Source organism: Aquimarina amphilecti, assembly GCF_900109375.1.
In the GTDB taxonomy this organism is placed as follows: Bacteria; Bacteroidota; Bacteroidia; order Flavobacteriales; family Flavobacteriaceae; genus Aquimarina; species Aquimarina amphilecti.
In genome coordinates, this window is the sequence record NZ_FOAB01000013.1 from 46,463 (window position 1) to 66,188 (window position 19,726).

The window sequence follows — 19,726 nt, forward strand, 5'->3', positions numbered from 1 at the left end:
CTAGTAGTCATGCAATTCATAGATAGACTTTTACCAATTTAAACCCCAAAACAAAATGTATACTACATACTTTTAACAACTGGATATGAATTTATTTTATATCCAGTTTTTCTTTTCTATTGGATTGGAATCAAATAATTTCTCATTTATTTTTTTAGTCTAATTAATCTTTTTACGGATAATCCTTAATTTTTTTAGTAGCGAACCGTTGATAATCATAGTGGTTTTCAGGGGTGTATTTCCACTGAATCTCTGGTTGATCTAAGCTGTGTTATTTTCTAAATTTGGAATAACCAAAAAGAACTGTCGTTTATTTTTAAAACCTAATTTATTGTCATTGAATATATTTAGTTGAAAAGAATAACAATTTGTTTCTTTAATTGGTTACACAAATTAATCTTAAAACTCAGCAATGGCACTTCAATCTAATATCCAAATTTTTATTGGGGGAGTTTCTATAAAAGCATTTAAGAAACTTACACTTAAGCAAGAAATTGATGATCATCATTCACTAGAAATTTTATGTCGTAAAGATGTCTTAGAAAAAGTTTCTGATCTTTATGAAGATGAAAGCAATGATTTTTTAGGGCAAACTATTATTCTTTCAATTTCATCGTTAGACTCAGTTAACGTTTACAAGGAGTTAAAGTTTAATGGAGTTGTTACAGAAGTAAAAGTGACGAACGGATTTCATCAATCTATGGGAGATTCTATTTTGATAAAGGCTAAAAGCAATTCAATACTTACAGATGATGGACCTCATTATGCGTCATTTAGTGACGAAAACCTAACATCCATTCTTACGGATGTTTTTCAGAAATATGATCGTTCAAAATTAAATACTACAATAACTACAAGATTTAATAATCCATTGCATTATTGTGTGCAGCAAGGAGAAAGTAGTTTTCAATTTGCGAGTAGGCTATCCGCTCAATACGGAGAATGGTTTTATTATGATGGTGAAAATTTAATATTTGGAGAACCTCAAAATTCAGAAGAAGTTGCACTAACTTATGGGTTTGATCTTCAAGAATTTTCTAGACGTTTACAACCTAGATCTAATAGTTATTCTTTTTTTACTAATGATTATCTAAGTAATGAGAAACATGAAGTTGGCACTTCAGAAATTACAAGTTCTATCAATGGGCATAATGGATTTGCATCTAATAAGAGTAAAGAAATGTTCCCTCATAAAACACAGGTTTTTTTAAATACTTTTAATGATACTCAAACAAAGCAACGACTGGGTAATTTAGTAAAGGAACAAAAAAAAGCAGAAGAAATTAAACAAGTTATTATTACTGGTAAAAGCGATAATCCTGGTGTTAGTTTAGGAAGAATAGTAAAAATAAAGGAAAAAAATAATGATCAAGGAGTTTATAGGATTATCAAAATAACGCATACTGCAACTGAAAATGGTAAGTATATCAATCTCTTTGAAGGAATAGCCATAGATCAAGATGTGTATCCAAATACAAATATCTTTAGGACTCCCAAAAGTGAAACTCAGGTAGCTACGGTTACTGCTAATGATGATCCAGAAGGAATCGGTAGAATTAAAGTACAATTAAATTGGCAGAAACCATTAGGAGTGTATACGCCTTGGCTTAGAGTGATGACACCACATTCTGGAGGAGATAAAGGGTTTCATTTTATTCCAGAAGTAGGAGAAGAAGTATTGATAGGTTTTGAGGGAGGAAATGCCGAAAGACCTTTTGTACTAGGCGCATTGTATAATGGATCTGCGAATCCATCAGGATGGAAAACAGATAAAAACAATGTAAAAGCTATTAGAACTCGAAGTGGGCATACAATTGAATTAAATGATACTGATAAAGCGGAGTTTATTACTATAAAAGATAAGAATGAAAATCTAATTCATATTGATACTGCCAATAATAATATTACCATTACAGCATTGGAAACCATGACATTGAATGCAAAGAATTTCGAAATGAATGTTAAAGAGGATGCTTCATTTAATATTGGTAGAGATACAACAATTTATACAGAAAGGAATTTTGACACCTCTTCTTCTAATCATACAAATACAGTAGAAAGTAAAATGAAAAATACTATCGGAGGTGATTTAATTCAGAATAGTGGTAATGCAGAAATCCAGAGTAAAAGAAATATGAAGATTGCTTGTGGAGCAACAGCTTCTTTTCAAGGTGGAGGAAATGTAAAAATTAGTAAAGGATAAACGTATTTTTTAACACATAAGTCATGATCCCAAGTAAATATAGGTTTAGAACACAAGAGATACAATTAAATATTCCGAAACAAGGAATGCACAAATATTTGATAGAAAGTACAAATTTTATTAATTATTCTGGAGAAATACGTTGTTCTCGGAAGAAAGAAGTTTCTCTTTCTATGGAATACAATGAAGACCAACCATACATTCGTTTTGTAAATGTTGAGATTGAAAATGATAATTTTCAATTCTCTGACGGGTCCTTTGCAATGCAAGATATTATAAAAAGAACAGCTTCCGTTTATAACAAACTTAATTTACAAGTATCTTATAAAGGGCAAATCTTATCCATAGATAATATAGATGAATTACAGGAAAATTGGAGTAAAATAAAAATGTATTTTGAAAATAAATATAAAGGAAATCAAATACAACGCTTCATATTAAAGACAGAAATGATATTAAATTCAGAAGAAGAGATTATAAAAGATATTTCTCTGTATCATAATTTTGGAGGATTAATAAAATCGATGTATCAAAAATATAGTTCTGATTCGTGTAGTATTACATCACAGTATTTATCCACAAAATACGGAAAGGTTACTACAGAAGAAGATGTTTTATTGCAATCAGCAAAGGAAACAGAAGATGTTCAGTTACAGTTACAGTCGCATTATCCCAAAAATAAAGAGTATGTTTCGGTAAACGGAACTTATAATTTTAAAGGTATACTCGAATCTTGGTTGCAGCGGGCTGTAATTTCTAGTATAGAAAAATATGGCAGACAAGAATATCATAATACCGTTAGTATAATTCAACTATAATAATGGCTGGACAATTTGTAAAAAATGGAGCTACTTTAAAATGTCCTCTATGTTCTAGTAGCGGTACATTAATCGTATCACATACTCAAGTGCAATTACAAGACACTCCTTGTGCAACAAATGGAGATCGAACTAAGTCTAATCTTGTTTTTGGAGGGGTTTGTAAAAAATGGCGTAAAAGCCCACCGCCTTGTGCAAGTGTAATTGCTCCGACGCAATGGAAGGGAGTTGCAACAGATGTAGAAATTGACGGAGAATTTATGTTAATAGAAGATTCTACAATTACCTGTAGTACTGGTGGCGTCGATATTGGTATTGATGATACTGCTCAGATGGATGTTCCAACAGATTTACCAGATACGGAGAATGCCATACTAAAAAAGTTTTTGGTTAATATAAGAAGACCAGATGATTATAAAGGCGAGTATGGGTTTGATTGGTTACGGGATGAGCATATCTATCCAATAGAAACTATTGGGTATGATAATGCCGGATCTCCTTTTTCTGGACCTTTAAATCAACAATTAGCTGTTTGTAAAAATCCTGAAGATTTAAAAAAAGAGTACAAGACAAAGGATGTGGTAAATCCAATTACTCCTTATGGAGAAGAGTATTATCCGGCTTGGTTATCTATTTTTCCTGATACAACATATAATGGGGTTAATCAAGCCCTATTAAATATCGAAATAGAAGCAATAGAGCCGTTGGTTGGCGATGCTACTAAAATCATTTTTGAATCTCCAAATGATTCACTTATCGTTACACCATCGCAAATAAGTTTAAGTGAACTTTTGGCAGAAAAGCAAACTAAGGATTTAGGTATTACTACAAAAGAGCTTTATGTAACTGAAAAAGTAATTACTATAAAATGTGAAGGAAATCCTTTGGAAGCTCACCAAGAAATAAAAATCTATGCAGAGTTGGATGGAGAAAAAGAAGAAGTAGGTAAACTGATGGTCTATAATAATAATGCTATCGCCACTGCTAATGTTATAGCAGTTAATGTTATTATAGATGGAATGCGTGCAATTTTGAATCCTAATTATAAGACAACTATTAAATATGAGTCCACGGTTCAATCCTTAATACAGACAGAAGTTTTTGATGATGATTTTGATATAGATAGTTTACCTGATACCGATCCAGATGTAAAAAAGTTTAAAGATGATTTTGTTACTAAAAATTTGGATATAGGACCTCAATTTAATTCAGTAAATGGATTTTTAAATAATTTGGTTAGGTTATATGATAAATATGGACATTATAAACCAGTAACTGGTATAGAAGAATTTGGTCATAATAAAACATTCCTGTTTTATACAAATGTTACGGGAATTCTTGAAAGAGAAGGCCTTCCTCCTATACAATGGAGAGGGCTAGCTAGTGCTGATCTAACGGATATATCCAATGTGGAATGGGGAAATGCGTGTATTATTTTTGGAGGAGGGTTGTCAGAAATTCATAATGTTCCCCACGAAATAGGGCATTCTCTTTCATTACCGCATTCTTTTGAAGAAGAATTTAATACTCCTTTCCTTTTTTATAGAGGATTTACAGATAATTATATGGATTATCCAACTCAATTCGAACCAGATCTTAACAAAGAGCCATTAGATAATAGATTTAGAGGCAATATGCATTCTTTCTTTAAATGGCAATGGGATATTATGAGAGAAGATAAAAGTTTGGTTTATAATAATACCGATATAGAATAAGATTATGTAAAAAAATACGCTTAAAACCTATGAATCATGTCTGGACAATTTGTGAAAAACGGAGCTACCTTAAGCTGTCCGCTCTGTTCTAGTGATGGAGTACTTGTTGTGTCACATACAGAAGTGCAATTACAAGATACACCATGTGCGACCAATGGAGATCGAAACAAATCGAATCTTGTTTTTGGAGGAGTATGCAAAAAATGGAGAAAAAGTCCACCGCCCTGTGCTGGTGTAATTGCTCCTAAACAATGGCAAGGAGTTGCTAGTAATTTAGAAATCGATGGAGAGTTTATGTTGTTAGAAGACTCTACAATTGGATGTGCAACGGGAGGAGTAGATATCGTAATTAAAGATACCGCTCAGATAGACGTCCCTACGGATTTACCTGAATCAATGTTACAAGATATAGAAGTGCCTTTTTATGTAGAACGTTATAGAATACCAGGATTAAATGAAGATGGAAGTGCAATTGCCAATGATATGGCCTACGGTTCAGGAGAACCTAGTACGTTGATTTATTCAGAAGAGGAGATACAAGCTTACAAGCAAGAATATGAGCAGGATGGTTTTAATGATACAGAACATATAAAGTTCGCAAATGGAGATAGGATTACAGATAAAGCAATATATAAGACCGAAGAAATAACAGAAATAAGACCTATTTTATTTAATCTTACTAGGTTGAATTTTGATTTTATGCTTTTTGATGATTTTAGAATCATGGCTTTCCAACTTTCTTCAGGTGCATTAAGAGAAAATATAGCATCCATGATTGATAAGTTTCAAAATAATGAAGGAGGGATTTATGAGAATGCTGAACTTAATCAAGCGGCTATCGAGAGTTCTGCAACAGAAAGATTTTGTGCGGCTTTAGAAAATGACATTACACAACGAATACAGAATAGGGGAGGAAATATTGCAGCAGCAGAAGATACATCTATAAGATGGCAAAGAAGATCGGGTGCTTCTCCTTCATTTGCTAGAGGAGAAGATAACAATCTTTTTAGAGGGTTAACAATTGCCGTGAATGATGTTTGGAGTTACGAAGTAAGTGTTATTGAATATACTAAAAAAGAAAACGGTTATGATATCAAATACGAGGTGATTTATTGGGATCATTTTGGGTTGGATTTACCGGATATGCAAAAGTTTTATTCACTAGGAGCAGGATTTAGAGGATGGTTTTTCTTGCAACATGTAAGAGGTTATAAACCTTTCTTAACAAAGATAACTTTTGAAAAAGATTTTTTTGTACCTGTTTCCTAATTGGTAAACTTTCTTAGAAGGTAAATAACAAAATAGTTGATACTTTTCTAGAAATAGGAGGTGATCTTTTATAATTCTATAGATAAAGAAATATAATATTATATCATAAGAAATTATGGGTGAACATATTCAAGAAGCAATTAATGCAGCACGACAATTGATAGAGGCTCGTTCTAAAAGAATTGAGGAGATTAATCGCAATTGGGCTGATTATGCAAATCAAACAACTTTAGCTACTAATGAAGGAGAAGAAGCCCTACAGGATGCGTATTTTGCTGAGAAAAAAGAACGGGAGGTACCAGCAAATGATTCTTCAGAAACAGAACCTGAAACATATACAGTTGTAAGTGGTGATACTCTTGGTAGAATAGCGAATAGTTATGATGATGTAAGTGTGGAAGATATAGTTCAGGCCAATTCATCGTTAGATTCAGCTGATGAGATTGGTGTCGGAGATATCTTAATTATACCAAATGTAATTCCCATGATTACTGAGGTATATTACAATCCTACAAACATAGTAACTTTGGGTAGTGACACCTATATTGTAGTAAAAGGTTTTGCATTACAAGGTAAAGAAGCGACAATTCAAGTTTTTGAAAAAAGTCCTTTTTTATTAATGGAGGCTGAAGATACTCCGTTGACATTTTTAGAATATGGATCTTTGGATCCAGAAGGAGATGACTTGATCAATGAAAACCAAACAGAATTTAAAGTTCAATTTAATGATCAGGGAGAAGCAATTGTAAAAATACAACTAAGACCAAAAAAGGAAGATCCAGATACAGTTTATTTAGAATGGCAGGAGAAATTTATACCCAAAGAACCCGAAGAAGGAATGACATTGCCGCCTCCGACTCAAGAAGAAATACAAATAATTGAGCCAGAACAACCATTAACTTTCGGAAATGGTACTCCTGGAGAATATGTATTATCTCCTACGAATCAATCAGCGAATTTTCCTCTTCCTGGGGCAAAACCGTCATTACCTCCAATTATAGATTTTTTATGGTTAAAAGTAGAAGTAGCTGGAGATAATGGCACTTATGAAAGACGCTTTCCTGAAGAAAGAGGAGAATATTTTAGTTTAGAAGTTAATAAACGTGCTCCTTGGATGGAAATTGCTATTAGAGAAGCAAAAAAGGCGCGAGGCATAGTAGAAGGAATAGAACCAATGTATACTATGGCCAAAAATTACTTGCGTTTTGTAGGAAATCCTTTTGAACCAACAAGTTCGAGAAATGGACCCTGGTGTGCTGCTTTTATGAATTGGTGTATGGAAGAAAGTGGTTATAATTATGCATTAAGCGCTAGTTCTTTAGCCCCAATCCATGAAAATTTTGATAAAAATTTCAAACAAATAGAAGTGCCTATTTATGGATGCATAGTAGTATATGCGAACATTAGTCAATGGAGAGGTCATACAGGTTTTTTATTTGGAATGGCAACTAATGGCGATTACATCCTTTTAGGAGGAAATCAAGATAATTCTATAAAACTAGCTCCTTACGGAGAATCAATAGGAAGTAAAAGACTTTATGGATTTTATGTCCCAGCTGACTATGAGTTAGGGTTCAATGATCAATTAACGGATAATGACAGAAATATAGACATTTCAAGAATACATACGGAATGGGGGATAATCCCGTCTGAAGATAAACAGGAGGTAGAATGATTATGAAAAATAAATTATACTTGTTTTATTTTTTGATCATAAAATTGTTAGTTAGTTCCTGCACTAACGTAACTATTAATTCGATCATCAGTGAAAAAAGGACAATAAAAAAAGGAAGTATTAAAAATTATCAAAGCTGTATTAAATTTTCAGATAGCTTAAAGGTTAATGAATTTGTTGTTAATTATATTAATCATATTTATAGTAATGATCTAATCGCTTTATCTGAAAAGAATAGTTATCCTTTAAAATTTATAGGTTCTAAAGTTGATAGTAAAGAAGAGTTTTTATTAAAATTCAAAAACTCAAAATCTAACCTTAATTCCATATTCAATATTGAAGTGTTTAATGAAAAAGATATCTTAATAGATTCTATAAGCTCTAAAAATACCGAAATTCTTTATAAAGATGATTTAAAAAACAAAAACTGTAAGGAAGTATTTATAGGCTTTAAAACTGGGTTATACCTAAAAATTAATAAGAGTAATAGTAAATATAAAATAATGGTAATAGATTTTGCTGGGTAAATAACTTTAATAAACTTGAATTAGCGCATTTGTATGAAAGAGGAGATATTTATTAAAGAACAAAATACTAAATAAAAAAATATTTACAGTGGATTTAATGGAAGTGCTAAGAAGTTATGATCCAGTGAGAATGGAAAACAATCTTCTTTTAGTTCCTGTTAAGGCAAATGACCAAGAAATAGAATCAATGACTCTTTACAGATTTAAAGTTAATGAAAATCGTCTAGAATTGAAATCTGTAAATTGTATAGGATGATTAGAAATAAATGGCATCTAAATTTATGAATTATTACATCTATTTGTAATAAAAAGAATATTAGAATGAGTGGACATAAAGAAGGAATTAATGCAGCACAACAATTGATAGAAGCTCGTTCTAAAAGAATTGAGGAGATTAATCGTAATTGGGCTGATTATGCGAATCAAACTACTTTTGCTACCAATGAAGCTGAAGAAGGCTTACTTGACGCATACTTTGCAAAAAGAAAAATAGAAAAGAGTAGAACTGAGAATGTAGGATCTCCTTCTGAACTTTATAAATTTAGAAGTAGAATGACAATTGTTTCTGATGAAAATTATAATAGAATAGTTACAGCAATAACTAATAATTATAATGAAAATTTAGAAAGTCAAGATTTATATACTACAGAAGAACTTGTAGCTTCAGTACTTGAAAATGGTGAGTACCCAAAAGATACAGAACTTTCGGTTCCAGTGATGACAATAGAAGAAACAGAAGAGTTTATAGAAATTAAAAGTGGTGTTTTAGGTAGAGATGCTTATATTTTTGTAAAAGGGTTTGCTTTAAAAGATAAAGAAGCAACTATAGAAATTTTTGAAAGGAGCCCATTTTTATTAATGGAGGATGAAATTCCACTTACAGTTATTCAGTATGATACTATAGAAGCAGAAGAACCAAATGAGAATACAAATAAAACCGAACTAAAAGCTATTTTTAACGATCGAGGAGAAGCTGTTGTAAAAATTAAATTTCGTCCCAAAGTAGAAGATCCAGATACGATCTACAGTGAATGGAAAGAAAAATTTACACCTAAAGAACCTATTAGTCTCCCTCCTCCTTCTGTAGAAGAAATGCAACTAATTACTCCGTCTGTTCCACTAACTTTTGGATCAGATGTGCCACAAATTGGGTCAGAGGTATCTACTAATCCAGAGGATTATCCTCTACCCTCTAATCAAAAGCCGGAATTACCCCCGGTAATAGATTTTTTGTGGTTAAAAGTAAAAGTAAGTGGAGATAAACAGGATTATGATGAGGAGTTTTTAAATGAAAATAACGATTCATATTTTAAGCTTAAGGTTTGTAATTGCGGGAAAAAATATGATGGACAGTTTAGATGCACAAGATATGGTAGAACGGTTAAAGTATATGGACCAATATATAACGGTAGTTACAAATTAAAAGATTATGCTAAATGGAACGAAATAATTTCAAAAGGAATAGTTACTAGTATGGAAAAAGATATATTTATAATTATGTCTCCGAACGAAGGTAATCTTGATTCGGTTCAATCATATGATAGTGAAATAGTTACTGCTGGCGCAATGCAAAAAACAATTAATCCTACTGGACAAGGAGAGTTCCCTATTCAGGTAGCAGAATTTAAAAATTCTAACGCTGAGAAATATGTTTGTCTTTTTGAAAGTTGCGGTTGGACAGTAGAGAATAATACTATGTTCTATAAAGATCCGGATGATCCTAATGCTCAAAAAATTACAGGTAGCGATTTAAAGCGTAAAATAAGGGAGGGCTTTTATGCCTCTACTTTCGGTTCCAGAATAAAATGTAAGCCACTAGAACCTATAGTAAATGCAGTAAATGATAATGATTTTCAAGTAAAACAAATAGAAGATTTTATCTCAAGATTAAGAGATAGGGTTTTGCCAATTGTACCTAGAGGTTATTCTCATACATTAGGTGATTTTTTAATATCACGATTAGGAAGAGCGACCGCTTTAGATCATCATATAAATAGACCTGCATATGTTAGAAATGATCTTGGAGATTCCTTGAATAATTTTTTCGCAAGGAATCCTAATGTGTCTGAGAATCCATTAAATTGGGGAGATAATCATCAGACTTATGAAACTGCAATTTTAGAAGATTATGGAGTAACAAGAAGAGGTACAGATATGGCTGAAAGATTTAACAAAATGAGAAATAGGTAATGATTACTATGAATAATGTTTATAAGCCCTTTGTGATTGTTTTGATTTTGTTAGTTAGTTCATTTTTTAATTGTGCTAGTACAAATAGTTATGAAACCACTTCTAGTTCAGTTTTGAAAGGTAATCAGTATACTTTATCCTGTGAAACTAATAGGTTGTCAACAATTTTAATTCAGAAAGAAATTATAGGAGATAAATTAATTTTGAAACTGATTATAAAAAGAAAAAATAAAATTGTTGTTAAAAAAAATATAGAAATTAATAGAAGTACTTTTGGTTATGATTCCTTACCAGACATTGATCTTGAATGCTCTAGTGGTGGATTTAATATAAATTATACTTTTAGTTTTGGTAATGAGTATATATTATTTAATCATTTTATTGGGGAGGAAGACGCTGATAATTTTTATCTGAAAAAAATAGTGTTTTATGGGAGTAGTAGAAATTCTTTTAGCTTTGAAGGTTCTAAGGTACTAAAAACAATATCAATAAATAACTATGAAATACATACGTTAGCTTCATTAGAATTAAAACCAATTTATTTTAAAGATAATTTACAGACAGTAAATGAGCTAGTATTAAAACCACTTGTAGATAGTCTAAGAGAACGATCTTATTTTGATATTATTGGAAATGAAAAATTATTAACCATTATTACTCGAGAAATCCCTGTTTCAAAAAGCAATTTATTAAGTTATAATCAAATAGAGAGCAATTTAAAAAGGAGAGAACTTTATTCAGAAACAATCTTTTTATCAAAAATTGTTTTACAGAACCATGAAAACTCTCAGTCTTATTTGAATATGGGAGATGCATATTGGAGCTTAAGAAATGAAGAAGATGCAAGAAAGTCTTATGCTAAATATATAGAGTTAATGAATAGTAAAGAACAAAAAACTCAAATTCCCAAGTACATTCGAAATAGATTAAATAATTAATTCAAAATTTGATTTCGAAATTAAACTCATATAGTTTTCAAATTATCTATTTGATAGTGTTTGATTATAATTTTTGAGTGTTAAATTAATAAAAACTCAGTGGTTTTCAGGGGGTGTTTTCTATGGAAATCATGGATGTGTGCTATCATTCTATAATCTACTTTTGGTTGACATAGATGGATCACACAATTCTTCTAAAACTCATAAAACCAAAACCAATGAAGGGCTTATTAACCAATAAAAACCTACATTTAGTAATGTTTAGTTTGATCGTATTTTCTTGCTCTAAAGAAATAGATGGGTCAGATGTTATTTTACTTAATAGTGAAAAAGATATAATAGAATTTACATTTCTCTCATCAGATAATGAAGAGCTAGAGATTGATGTTAACGCTCGTATAGATCAAAATGATAAGTTGATATCTGTAGTATTACCATATGGTACTCCAATTAGTGCTTTGAAACCAAGTATTAAAATTTCAGAATCAGCATCCATTATTCAAGGCACGGATATTTTCGTAGATTTTTCTGAACCTTTAAATTATAGTGTGATAGCAGAAGATGGCACTTCTTCTGATTATACGGTGAGAGTGCGCGTTGTTGCCAGTACAGATCAAGAAATTTTGCTTACTATTTTTAATCAAAACCCCGACAATACATTAGGTTGGGATATCACTAATGATGACGTTTCCACTTGGGAAGGTGTTGTGGTTATAGATGAGAAGATAATAGGGTTAGAGTTAGATGAAAAAGGGCTTACCATATTACCGCCAGAAATCTGTGATTTGTTTTATCTTAAAACATTATCGTTAGAAGGCAATATGATTGCAGAAATACCAAGGCAGATTGAAGATTTGTCTAATAACTTACGAGTATTAAATCTCGGCGGAAATCAGATAGAAATAATTCCAGAAGAATTTTTTAGTCTCGAAAAGCTAACGGATCTAAGAGTGTATACCAATATGTTAGTAGATATACCTTCTGACATTAATAAACTTACAGAACTTAGATATTTGAGCTTATCTAATAATACTTTAGAAACACTACCATCGGAAATATTTGAGCTCTCTAAGTTGAATTCATTATTTATTAATAATATAGAGCTTTCAGAAGTTCCGGAAGAGATAACAAATTTATCTCAGTTAACCAGTTTAGGAGTTTCTTCAAATCCGTTAGGCTCAATCTCAGATTATGTTTTAGAGTTAGGAACATTAACTAGGTTAGATATTTACAATGCAGGTATAAGTACTATTCCTTCAGGAATTACAAAGCTAACCAATCTAAAAAGACTTCAATTATCCGGAAATGATTTGGCTGAGGTAAATAAAAGTGTGGGAGATTTATTTCTATTAGAAAGCCTTTTATTGAAGACTAATGCTATTGCAGAAATACCAGTAGAACTAAGTAATTTGATAAATTTAAACATCTTGGATGTTTCTGAAAACAATATCGTTTCTATGCCAAACGCAGTATGTGATTTAATTAATACGGGAACAGAAATTGTAGCTGATACTGGAGTAGGCTGTATGTAGAAAATTAGCTGACAACAGGTCTTAATCTACCAATCCTAATTTAATGGCATGTTTTGCTAACCCAACTACATTTTTTACATTCAACTTAGAAATTAGACTTGTACGATACCCTTCTATTGTGTATTTACTCAAAAATAATTGATCTGCAATTTCTTGAGTAGTATATTCCTTGGCTATTAATTGTAATATCTCTTTTTCCCGCTTACTAAGGTTAATTTCGTTGTTCTGTTTTTGCTCAAAAATACTTTTTGTATACGCTTCTTTGATGCTGTTCGAGAAATAATTGGAACCTTTTAATATGGTTTCTATTGCTTTAAGAAGTTCTTCTTTTTTTGCGTTTTTTGGAATATATCCATTTACTGCCGCTTGCGTTAATTCATAAATTTTCTGAGGTTCAGATAACATGCTAACTATAAGAGTCTTAATAGTAGGGTGGTTTTCTTTGATGTAATGATTAAGTGCTACACCATCCATTTTTGGCATATTAATATCTAATATCGCTAAATCAATTTGATCAGAACTATTAATTTCTAAGTATTTTTTAAGATCAAAACCATTATTGGCAGTGTAAACGATTTCATAATCAGATTCGTGTGATATGATACTTAAAAGACCATCTAAGAACATTTTGTGGTCATCAGCCACTACTAGTTTATATGTATTATTTTTTGTCATTTAGCACAGTAGGTATTTCAATCCGTATAGCCGTCCCGCGATTAGCAGCAGAATCAATGTCAATTTTTGCTTTTAATAACGTTAAGCGCTTTTTAATATTTTGTAAACCGATACCATTTGTTTCTTTTTTATAATCAAAACCAATACCATCATCCTCAAAAATAATTTCAACAGAATCATTATAAGCATTAAGACATATTTCTATAACTTTCGCTTTAGCATGTTTAAGCGCATTGGTCATTAGCTCTTGTATGATTCTAAAAATTTCTACTTTTTGATTATCATTAATAGTATTAATTTTTTCTACAGGATGTGGTATAAAATTGATGTCAGGTTCTGTAACTTTTTCTATAGTATCTATGTATTCTCTTATATAATTTGCAAAAGCGGTTTGATTAATTTTTTTAGGGATAAGGTTATGAGATATTTCTCGAACTTGTTGATATGTATTATCTAATTGATCGATAATCGTAGCTTGTGTTTTTTTATCTTTTTCGATGTTAATCATCTGTAATTTTATAGCAGCTAGATTTCCTCCGATACTATCGTGTAATTCTCTCGCAATTCTATTTCTTTCTTCGTTCTGAGCAATTACATAGGTGTTCGCTAGTTTTAACTCTTGTTCTTTTAGAAAAGAAGCAGTTTTCTGCCGATTAATTTCTTCTTTCTGAGCATTATATTTTGTTTTTACTTGTAGTTTCTGATAATATACTAGAAGCAAACCAATAATCGGGATTAGAACTATAATGAATCCAATCATGTAAAATCGTTTTAACAAACGTTGTCTTTTTATTTCGGCTTCATTAGAAAGTTGATCTTCTTTTAAAAGTAAAATTTCTTTTTGTTTAGTTGCAGTTTCATATTTTACTTCTAATTCAGTTATTGTTTTTTTTTGTCTATTATCACTAATAGAATCTTTTAAAGCATGAAAATTGTTTAAAGCTAGATTTGCGGATTTATAATCATCAATAGAAGCATAAATATTCGTTAGATTTTCATAAATGTTTTTTTGTATTTCTAAATTAGAAATCAGCTTTGCTGGAGCTATGCTATTATTTAGAAGATTTATAGCTTCCTTTGGTTTTCCTAATGCGGCAATAGCTTTTGATTTATGAACTATAGCATTGATACTTTTGTCTTTAAAACCATGAAGATCCGCAATCTTTTTACTATCATTAAAATATGCCAAAGCTTCTTCGTACTTTTTATTTTTATGTAAAACATCTCCAATATTTAATGCTAGCGTAGCAGAGGCTTTTGGAGACGTATTGGGAGGAATCATTTCATAAGCTTTAAGAAAGAATTTTTCAGCATTGTCATAATCTTTTTTTCTAAAATATGCGGCTCCTATATTTATGTAATTAGATGAAATGATATTTTTGTCTGTAGTGGCTGCATTACTCTCTTCAAAAAACTGAATAGATTTATCATAGTTTTCATTATTAGCGTATAAAATTCCAAAATCAGATTTAACTTTAGTTATCATATCTAAATAATCAATTTCCTCAGAAATCTTAAGACTTCTATACAACATTTCTATAGCTTCATCCATGTTACCGCTCCGTCTAAAACTAGAACCCAGTAGTCTGTATGCTTGAGCTAGATGTTTTTTGTTTCTTAAATGAATTAAGGAGGCTCTGGTGTAATACATGGATGAATCGACCACTCCTATAGAATTAAAATAACTTCCTAAATAAAGTTTAGCTTTTGATTTTATAGAATCTTGTTGTTGGTTGTCTTTTGAAATTTTGGATAAAACCTTATAAGAATAGTTAGGGTTAGCGTCTAAAGAATCAATGGCGCTGTTTAGTTGCGTCGTAGCTGATTCTTGTCCAAAACAAAGAAAAGAATAGCATAGCGTTATGCATAAAAGTATTTTTCTAATAGGTATTATGTCCATTAAGTCTGTGTAAAATAAATTGGTCTATTTACGAAGGTAAAGATTCCAATGTAAAGTATTATTAAAGATAAGAGTATTTAATAAATACTAGAGCTTATGATCAAGAAGATGTTAGATTTCCTTATAAACTATTAACGATTTTAGGCTGTATTTTTACCTATTTCTTTTGAGATAATCAACGTTTAAAATTTAATGGTAAAAAAAACAAAAGACTTATCGTTTTTCTTCTTAAAATGAGCTTTGAATCGTATCTTTATAGTGTAATTAAAATAGCATTCTTTCACTAAAAATTTTCTATGGAAAACCTTGATGCAGCAAGACTCCAGATGGCATTTACCTTGATATTTCATATTGTTTTTGCTTGTATTGGAATGGTGATGCCTTTTTTTATGGTGGTGTCACATTATAAGTGGTTAAAAACTAAAGACCAGATTTATTTAACGCTAACTAAAGCTTGGCAAAAGGGAGTAGCGATTTTTTTCGTTACCGGTGCAGTTTCGGGTACTGCTTTGTCTTTTGAATTAGGTTTGTTATGGCCAGAATTCATGAAGCATGCAGGTCCTATTATAGGAATGCCTTTTTCATTGGAAGGAGCTGCTTTTTTTGTAGAAGCCATTGCATTAGGATTTTATCTGTACGGGTGGAATAAATTACCAGAAAAATTTCATTGGTTTACTGGTGTTATTATTGGATTATCTGGGGTTGCCTCGGGAATTTTAGTAGTAGCTGCCAATGGGTGGATGAATTCTCCTAGTGGATTCGATTACATAGATGGTCAGTTTTTAAATATTGATCCAGTACAGGCGATGTTAAATCCAGCTTGGTTTACACAAGCATTACATATGACATTAGCTGCATTTACAGCTACTGGTTTTGCCGTTGCAGGAATTCATGCATTTCAAATATTTAAAGGAAGAAGAGTAGCATTACATACCAAAGCATTTAAAATAGCCTTAACATTTGGCGCAATTGCTGCGATATTACAACCAATTAGTGGAGATATATCGGCGAAGGATATTGCTGAGAGACAACCGGTAAAATTAGCAGCAATGGAAGCACATTACAACACAGAAAAAGGAGTTCCATTGTATATTGGTGGTATTGTTAATGCAGAAACTCAAGAAGTGAAATATAAAATCGCTATTCCTGGGATGTTATCATTTCTAGCGTTTGGAGATTTTAATGCAGAGGTTAAGGGATTGAATGATTTTCCTGAGGATGAACGTCCAAATGTACCTATTGTACATTATGCTTTTCAGACAATGGTTGGTATTGGTGGAGTATTAATGCTCGCAGGGTTATTGTATTTCGTTTCTTTAAAAAAGAAAAAATGGTTAAAGAGTAATAAATATTGGATACTTTTTGTCTTATTAGCTCCTCTTGGTTTTATAGCGTTAGAAGCGGGATGGATCGTCACAGAAGTAGGAAGGCAACCATGGATTATTCATAAAATTATGCGAACAAAAGATGCAGTAACTCCAATGCCAGGAATCGTTTTTAGTTTCTACACATATATAGTAGTATATCTAACACTATCTGTAGCCGTTACTTGGTTGATGATTCGCCAAATCAAAGTTCTTAATGCCCAAAAATAATTAGCTTATGTTATATGTAGTATTGTTTTTTTTGATGTTTTCTTTGTATCTATATGTTGTTTTGGGTGGTGCGGATTATGGTGCGGGTATTGTAGAAATGTTTTCTTCTGAAGAGAATCAGAAAATAACGAAAAAAACAATTTATAGGGTAATGGGCCCCGTTTGGGAGGCAAATCATATATGGATTATTATTATGATTGTGATTTTGTGGATCGCATTTCCAGCATACTACAATATATTAGTAGTTCATTTACATATTCCTTTAACTATAGTATTATTAGGAGTTACCCTACGAGGAGTTGCTTTTGTATTTAGACATTATGATGCAATAATTGATAATTCACAAAAGTTGTATGATGGAATGTTTAAAGTATCGAGTTTGGTTACACCAATATTTCTAGGAATGGTATTTGGTGGATTGATCAGTGGTGAAATTCAACTTTCTGAAAACATAAATAATTTAACTTTTTACGAAATTTTTGTAAAACCTTGGTTTAATGTGTTTAGTGTTTTAGTAGGATTGTTTTTTGCAGCTTTATGTGCATTCTTATCATCTGTATTACTTATTGGTGAATCTGAAGAAGGAAAGGAAAATATTTATATTCGAAAAGCGGCTATAGCAACTATTGTTGTTTTTGTCATGGGATTAATAACCTTTATATATGGATATATTGACAATTACTTTTTTGTAAAGAATTTTATCACAGATCCTTATGCTATCGCTGCGATGATAATTTCCGGAATATTGTTGTTACCTCTTTGGTTGACTATAAAAAAGGGTAGGAGAGTACTAAGTAGACTTTTTGCTGGATTACAAGTATTTTTGATTTTACTTGCAGCTTTAATATCACATTTTCCGAATATTATTATTAGTAAAAATGGAAGTGTAAGTTTATTAGATCAAATTGCTCCTGATAGTGTAATTAATGTATTAGGAGTATCATTAATTATTGGTGGAGCCGTTATTCTTCCGGGGTTATTTCATCTCTTGAAATCATTTAAAATGATTAAAATTTTAGAACAAAACAAGAATCCATCCGCATAGTAAAAGTATTTTTGTATTTGTCCTTCAAATTTCGGGTAGTAGCTTAGTCCGGTTAAAGTGCTGGTCTGGGGGACCAGAGATCGGAGGTTCGAATCCTCTCTACCCGACAAAAGAAATCCAATAGTCCTTAAAATAGACTATTGGATTTTTTTAGTATCACTATAGATTAAAGTGCATTATATTACTAATTTCTTAATCGATATCTATTAACAGCATCTGATATTTCGTAACCAAGACGATACCCTTCTGTACAATCGATTCTAATATGAACTCCAAGTGGGATTCTTGAGAAAGCATTTTCTTCTGCCATTTCAGTAAAAGAGTCAAATTGCCTTGGTTGACCCAAAAATTCAGTTCTACCTTCGTGTGTTCTATCTGTGAAATTAGTGTCATTTCCAAACTCATCGATGAATATCCCTGCAGCAGCAGAGGCAAAGGTAGAGTGACCAGATGGATATCCCGGAAACGTTGGGTTAGGCCAAAAAATAAATTTAAATAAATTTGTTTGATAATCAGGATTTATAAACTCTTGAATATAAACACTTGGACGCATTACTAAATATTCATACTTGTCAGCCCATGATGATACAGCAGCATCATTTAATGAAAACCCTAATTTAAGAAGCATCGCTAATGATTTATCATAATCGAGGTTATATTGATCTATTAATTGATTAGCAATAGCAATTTGCCGCCCTGGAGGACTTACCATGAGCCCTTCTACATCGTCTGACCAAAATTCTGCAATCCATAAGTCTTCATTGTTTTGCGATGCGGCCTCGGTACTTACCGTATATACTTCATTCATTTCGGCATAGTAATTACTATCAAGATCAGTACTATAGTCTATAGATGGAGGGATACTACTGGTTTCTTCGGAAGAGATTACAAAGGTTCTTACTTTTCCCCAATATGGGAACAAACCACGTTCAGGTTCCGCGCTATAGCTCCATAAACCAGGTCCAACTGGAGGTTCATAGTCAAGAGGTTGAGGTTCCAAAATTTGTGTTTCTGCTTCTGTATCTGTTTGACTGTAAGCAATTACCTGTTCTGCAACGTGTGTTCCCCATTCAATAGAATTTCTAATATCACGTCTTCTTAACCCTTTAGAAAGTTGATCCTCGTATTCAGATTGTAATAAACCTATTTTACTATCTATTGAAGGATCAATGTTATTCATAAAATGATCTATAACAATAGCATAGCAAGTATTTAGTGCTAAGTCCAAGTTGATATTTCTTTCTCTTTCGCGAGGGTTTATTTGCAGTCCATCCAATCTATTTTCTATAGACCGATACCCTCTCATATCATATACGGCAGTTTCATATGCGGCTAAGTGTATATAAGCTAAAGCTCTTGCAGTTGCATTAGGTCGCATTCCGAATGCATGTTGATCTAATTCAACCCATAAAGAGTTCCAATCCGTAATCAAATCAATTGTAGCATCAGATTCATTAGGACCTTTAGTAGTATCATCTATGGTTTCTGAGTCAAGTGATTCTGTATTTAATTCTTCATTATCATATGAACAAGATTGTATAAAAATCGCGGTGATTGAGAATACTAATAGTATTCTGAAATTTGATAGTTTCATAAATTGTATAGTTAATTGTTAGGTTAAAACCTCTTCGAATCATTTATGAT

Annotated in this window: 15 protein-coding genes and 1 tRNA gene; 13 read left to right on the forward strand and 3 right to left on the reverse strand. The window is 31.6% G+C overall.

The genetic code is table 11. The annotated features are described in order from the left end of the window. The first annotated feature begins 412 nt into the window (after window positions 1-412). The 10 genes from BMY33_RS22865 (at window position 413) to BMY33_RS22905 (ending at window position 12,867) form a co-directional block, all read left to right on the forward strand. Window positions 413-2,203: a type VI secretion system Vgr family protein gene (locus BMY33_RS22865; protein ID WP_091412857.1), complete on the forward strand. Its 1,791-nt coding sequence runs from the start codon at window positions 413-415 to the stop codon at window positions 2,201-2,203. Window positions 2,204-2,226: 23 nt separating this feature from the next. Continuing rightward, window positions 2,227-3,021, forward strand: a complete 795-nt coding sequence (locus BMY33_RS22870) for a hypothetical protein (RefSeq protein ID WP_091412858.1) — start codon at window positions 2,227-2,229, stop codon at window positions 3,019-3,021. 2 nt (window positions 3,022-3,023) lie between these two features. Continuing rightward, on the forward strand, window positions 3,024-4,736 hold the full coding sequence (locus tag BMY33_RS22875) for a DUF4280 domain-containing protein (protein WP_091412860.1): 1,713 nt from the start codon (window positions 3,024-3,026) through the stop codon (window positions 4,734-4,736). A 36-nt stretch (window positions 4,737-4,772) separates the two neighbouring features. Then, entirely contained in the window at window positions 4,773-6,005 is a 1,233-nt protein-coding gene (locus BMY33_RS22880) for a DUF3289 family protein (RefSeq protein ID WP_091412862.1), read from the forward strand. A gap of 115 nt (window positions 6,006-6,120) precedes the next feature. Continuing rightward, complete coding sequence (locus BMY33_RS22885) at window positions 6,121-7,680, forward strand: LysM peptidoglycan-binding domain-containing protein (RefSeq protein ID WP_091412863.1); 1,560 nt, start codon at window positions 6,121-6,123, stop codon at window positions 7,678-7,680. 2 nt (window positions 7,681-7,682) lie between these two features. Next, window positions 7,683-8,207 carry a hypothetical protein gene (locus BMY33_RS22890; protein WP_170837161.1) on the forward strand — a complete coding sequence of 175 codons (525 nt, stop codon included), beginning with the start codon at window positions 7,683-7,685 and terminating at the stop codon, window positions 8,205-8,207. An 88-nt stretch (window positions 8,208-8,295) separates the two neighbouring features. Further along, window positions 8,296-8,463, forward strand: coding sequence for a hypothetical protein (locus BMY33_RS23660; protein ID WP_170837162.1), 168 nt, complete (start codon window positions 8,296-8,298; stop codon window positions 8,461-8,463). 65 nt (window positions 8,464-8,528) lie between these two features. Next, window positions 8,529-10,397, forward strand: coding sequence for a hypothetical protein (locus BMY33_RS22895; RefSeq protein WP_091412865.1), 1,869 nt, complete (start codon window positions 8,529-8,531; stop codon window positions 10,395-10,397). Beyond that, window positions 10,397-11,335: a tetratricopeptide repeat protein gene (locus tag BMY33_RS22900; RefSeq protein WP_091412867.1), complete on the forward strand. Its 939-nt coding sequence runs from the start codon at window positions 10,397-10,399 to the stop codon at window positions 11,333-11,335. The genes BMY33_RS22895 and BMY33_RS22900 overlap by 1 nt, the downstream gene beginning before the upstream one ends. Window positions 11,336-11,553: 218 nt before the next feature. Further along, the gene (locus BMY33_RS22905) at window positions 11,554-12,867 is read left to right on the forward strand and encodes a leucine-rich repeat domain-containing protein (RefSeq protein WP_170837163.1); all 1,314 of its coding nucleotides are present in this window, start codon (window positions 11,554-11,556) and stop codon (window positions 12,865-12,867) included. A gap of 21 nt (window positions 12,868-12,888) precedes the next feature. Here the strand turns inward: BMY33_RS22905 and BMY33_RS22910 are convergent, their stop codons facing one another. Both BMY33_RS22910 and BMY33_RS22915 read right to left on the reverse strand, forming a co-directional pair. Further along, a complete protein-coding gene (locus BMY33_RS22910; RefSeq protein ID WP_091412870.1) occupies window positions 12,889-13,542 on the reverse strand; it encodes a response regulator transcription factor in 654 nt (217 codons plus the stop codon). Beyond that, complete coding sequence (locus BMY33_RS22915; protein WP_091412872.1) at window positions 13,529-15,442, reverse strand: tetratricopeptide repeat-containing sensor histidine kinase; 1,914 nt, start codon at window positions 15,440-15,442, stop codon at window positions 13,529-13,531. Before BMY33_RS22915 ends, BMY33_RS22910 begins: the two co-directional genes overlap by 14 nt. 296 nt (window positions 15,443-15,738) lie before the next feature. Here BMY33_RS22915 and BMY33_RS22920 point away from each other — a divergent pair, with 296 nt between their 5' ends. The 3 genes from BMY33_RS22920 (at window position 15,739) to BMY33_RS22930 (ending at window position 18,189) form a co-directional block, all read left to right on the forward strand. Continuing rightward, window positions 15,739-17,037 (forward strand): cytochrome ubiquinol oxidase subunit I, encoded by a 1,299-nt coding sequence (locus BMY33_RS22920; protein WP_091412874.1) that lies wholly within the window; start codon window positions 15,739-15,741, stop codon window positions 17,035-17,037. 7 nt (window positions 17,038-17,044) lie between these two features. Continuing rightward, window positions 17,045-18,082 carry a cytochrome d ubiquinol oxidase subunit II gene (locus BMY33_RS22925; RefSeq protein WP_091412876.1) on the forward strand — a complete coding sequence of 346 codons (1,038 nt, stop codon included), beginning with the start codon at window positions 17,045-17,047 and terminating at the stop codon, window positions 18,080-18,082. A 32-nt stretch (window positions 18,083-18,114) separates the two neighbouring features. Further along, window positions 18,115-18,189, forward strand: a tRNA-Pro gene (locus tag BMY33_RS22930). 77 nt (window positions 18,190-18,266) lie between these two features. On the opposite strand, the gene BMY33_RS22935 is transcribed toward BMY33_RS22930, so the two are convergent. Further along, window positions 18,267-19,676 carry a vanadium-dependent haloperoxidase gene (locus BMY33_RS22935; protein WP_091412878.1) on the reverse strand — a complete coding sequence of 470 codons (1,410 nt, stop codon included), beginning with the start codon at window positions 19,674-19,676 and terminating at the stop codon, window positions 18,267-18,269. Window positions 19,677-19,726 lie beyond the last annotated feature (50 nt).

Coding starts and splice junctions, on each gene's coding strand:
- BMY33_RS22925 (WP_091412876.1), top strand. CDS start 17,045: ATGTTATATGTAGTATTGTTTTTTTTGATGTTTTCTTTGTATCTATAT.
- BMY33_RS22900 (WP_091412867.1), top strand. CDS start 10,397: ATGATTACTATGAATAATGTTTATAAGCCCTTTGTGATTGTTTTGATT.
- BMY33_RS22865 (WP_091412857.1), top strand. CDS start 413: ATGGCACTTCAATCTAATATCCAAATTTTTATTGGGGGAGTTTCTATA.
- BMY33_RS22875 (WP_091412860.1), top strand. CDS start 3,024: ATGGCTGGACAATTTGTAAAAAATGGAGCTACTTTAAAATGTCCTCTA.
- BMY33_RS22890 (WP_170837161.1), top strand. CDS start 7,683: ATGAAAAATAAATTATACTTGTTTTATTTTTTGATCATAAAATTGTTA.
- BMY33_RS22885 (WP_091412863.1), top strand. CDS start 6,121: ATGGGTGAACATATTCAAGAAGCAATTAATGCAGCACGACAATTGATA.
- BMY33_RS22895 (WP_091412865.1), top strand. CDS start 8,529: ATGAGTGGACATAAAGAAGGAATTAATGCAGCACAACAATTGATAGAA.
- BMY33_RS22905 (WP_170837163.1), top strand. CDS start 11,554: ATGAAGGGCTTATTAACCAATAAAAACCTACATTTAGTAATGTTTAGT.
- BMY33_RS22910 (WP_091412870.1), bottom strand. CDS start 13,542: ATGACAAAAAATAATACATATAAACTAGTAGTGGCTGATGACCACAAA.
- BMY33_RS22870 (WP_091412858.1), top strand. CDS start 2,227: ATGATCCCAAGTAAATATAGGTTTAGAACACAAGAGATACAATTAAAT.
- BMY33_RS22915 (WP_091412872.1), bottom strand. CDS start 15,442: ATGGACATAATACCTATTAGAAAAATACTTTTATGCATAACGCTATGC.
- BMY33_RS22935 (WP_091412878.1), bottom strand. CDS start 19,676: ATGAAACTATCAAATTTCAGAATACTATTAGTATTCTCAATCACCGCG.
- BMY33_RS22880 (WP_091412862.1), top strand. CDS start 4,773: ATGTCTGGACAATTTGTGAAAAACGGAGCTACCTTAAGCTGTCCGCTC.
- BMY33_RS22920 (WP_091412874.1), top strand. CDS start 15,739: ATGGAAAACCTTGATGCAGCAAGACTCCAGATGGCATTTACCTTGATA.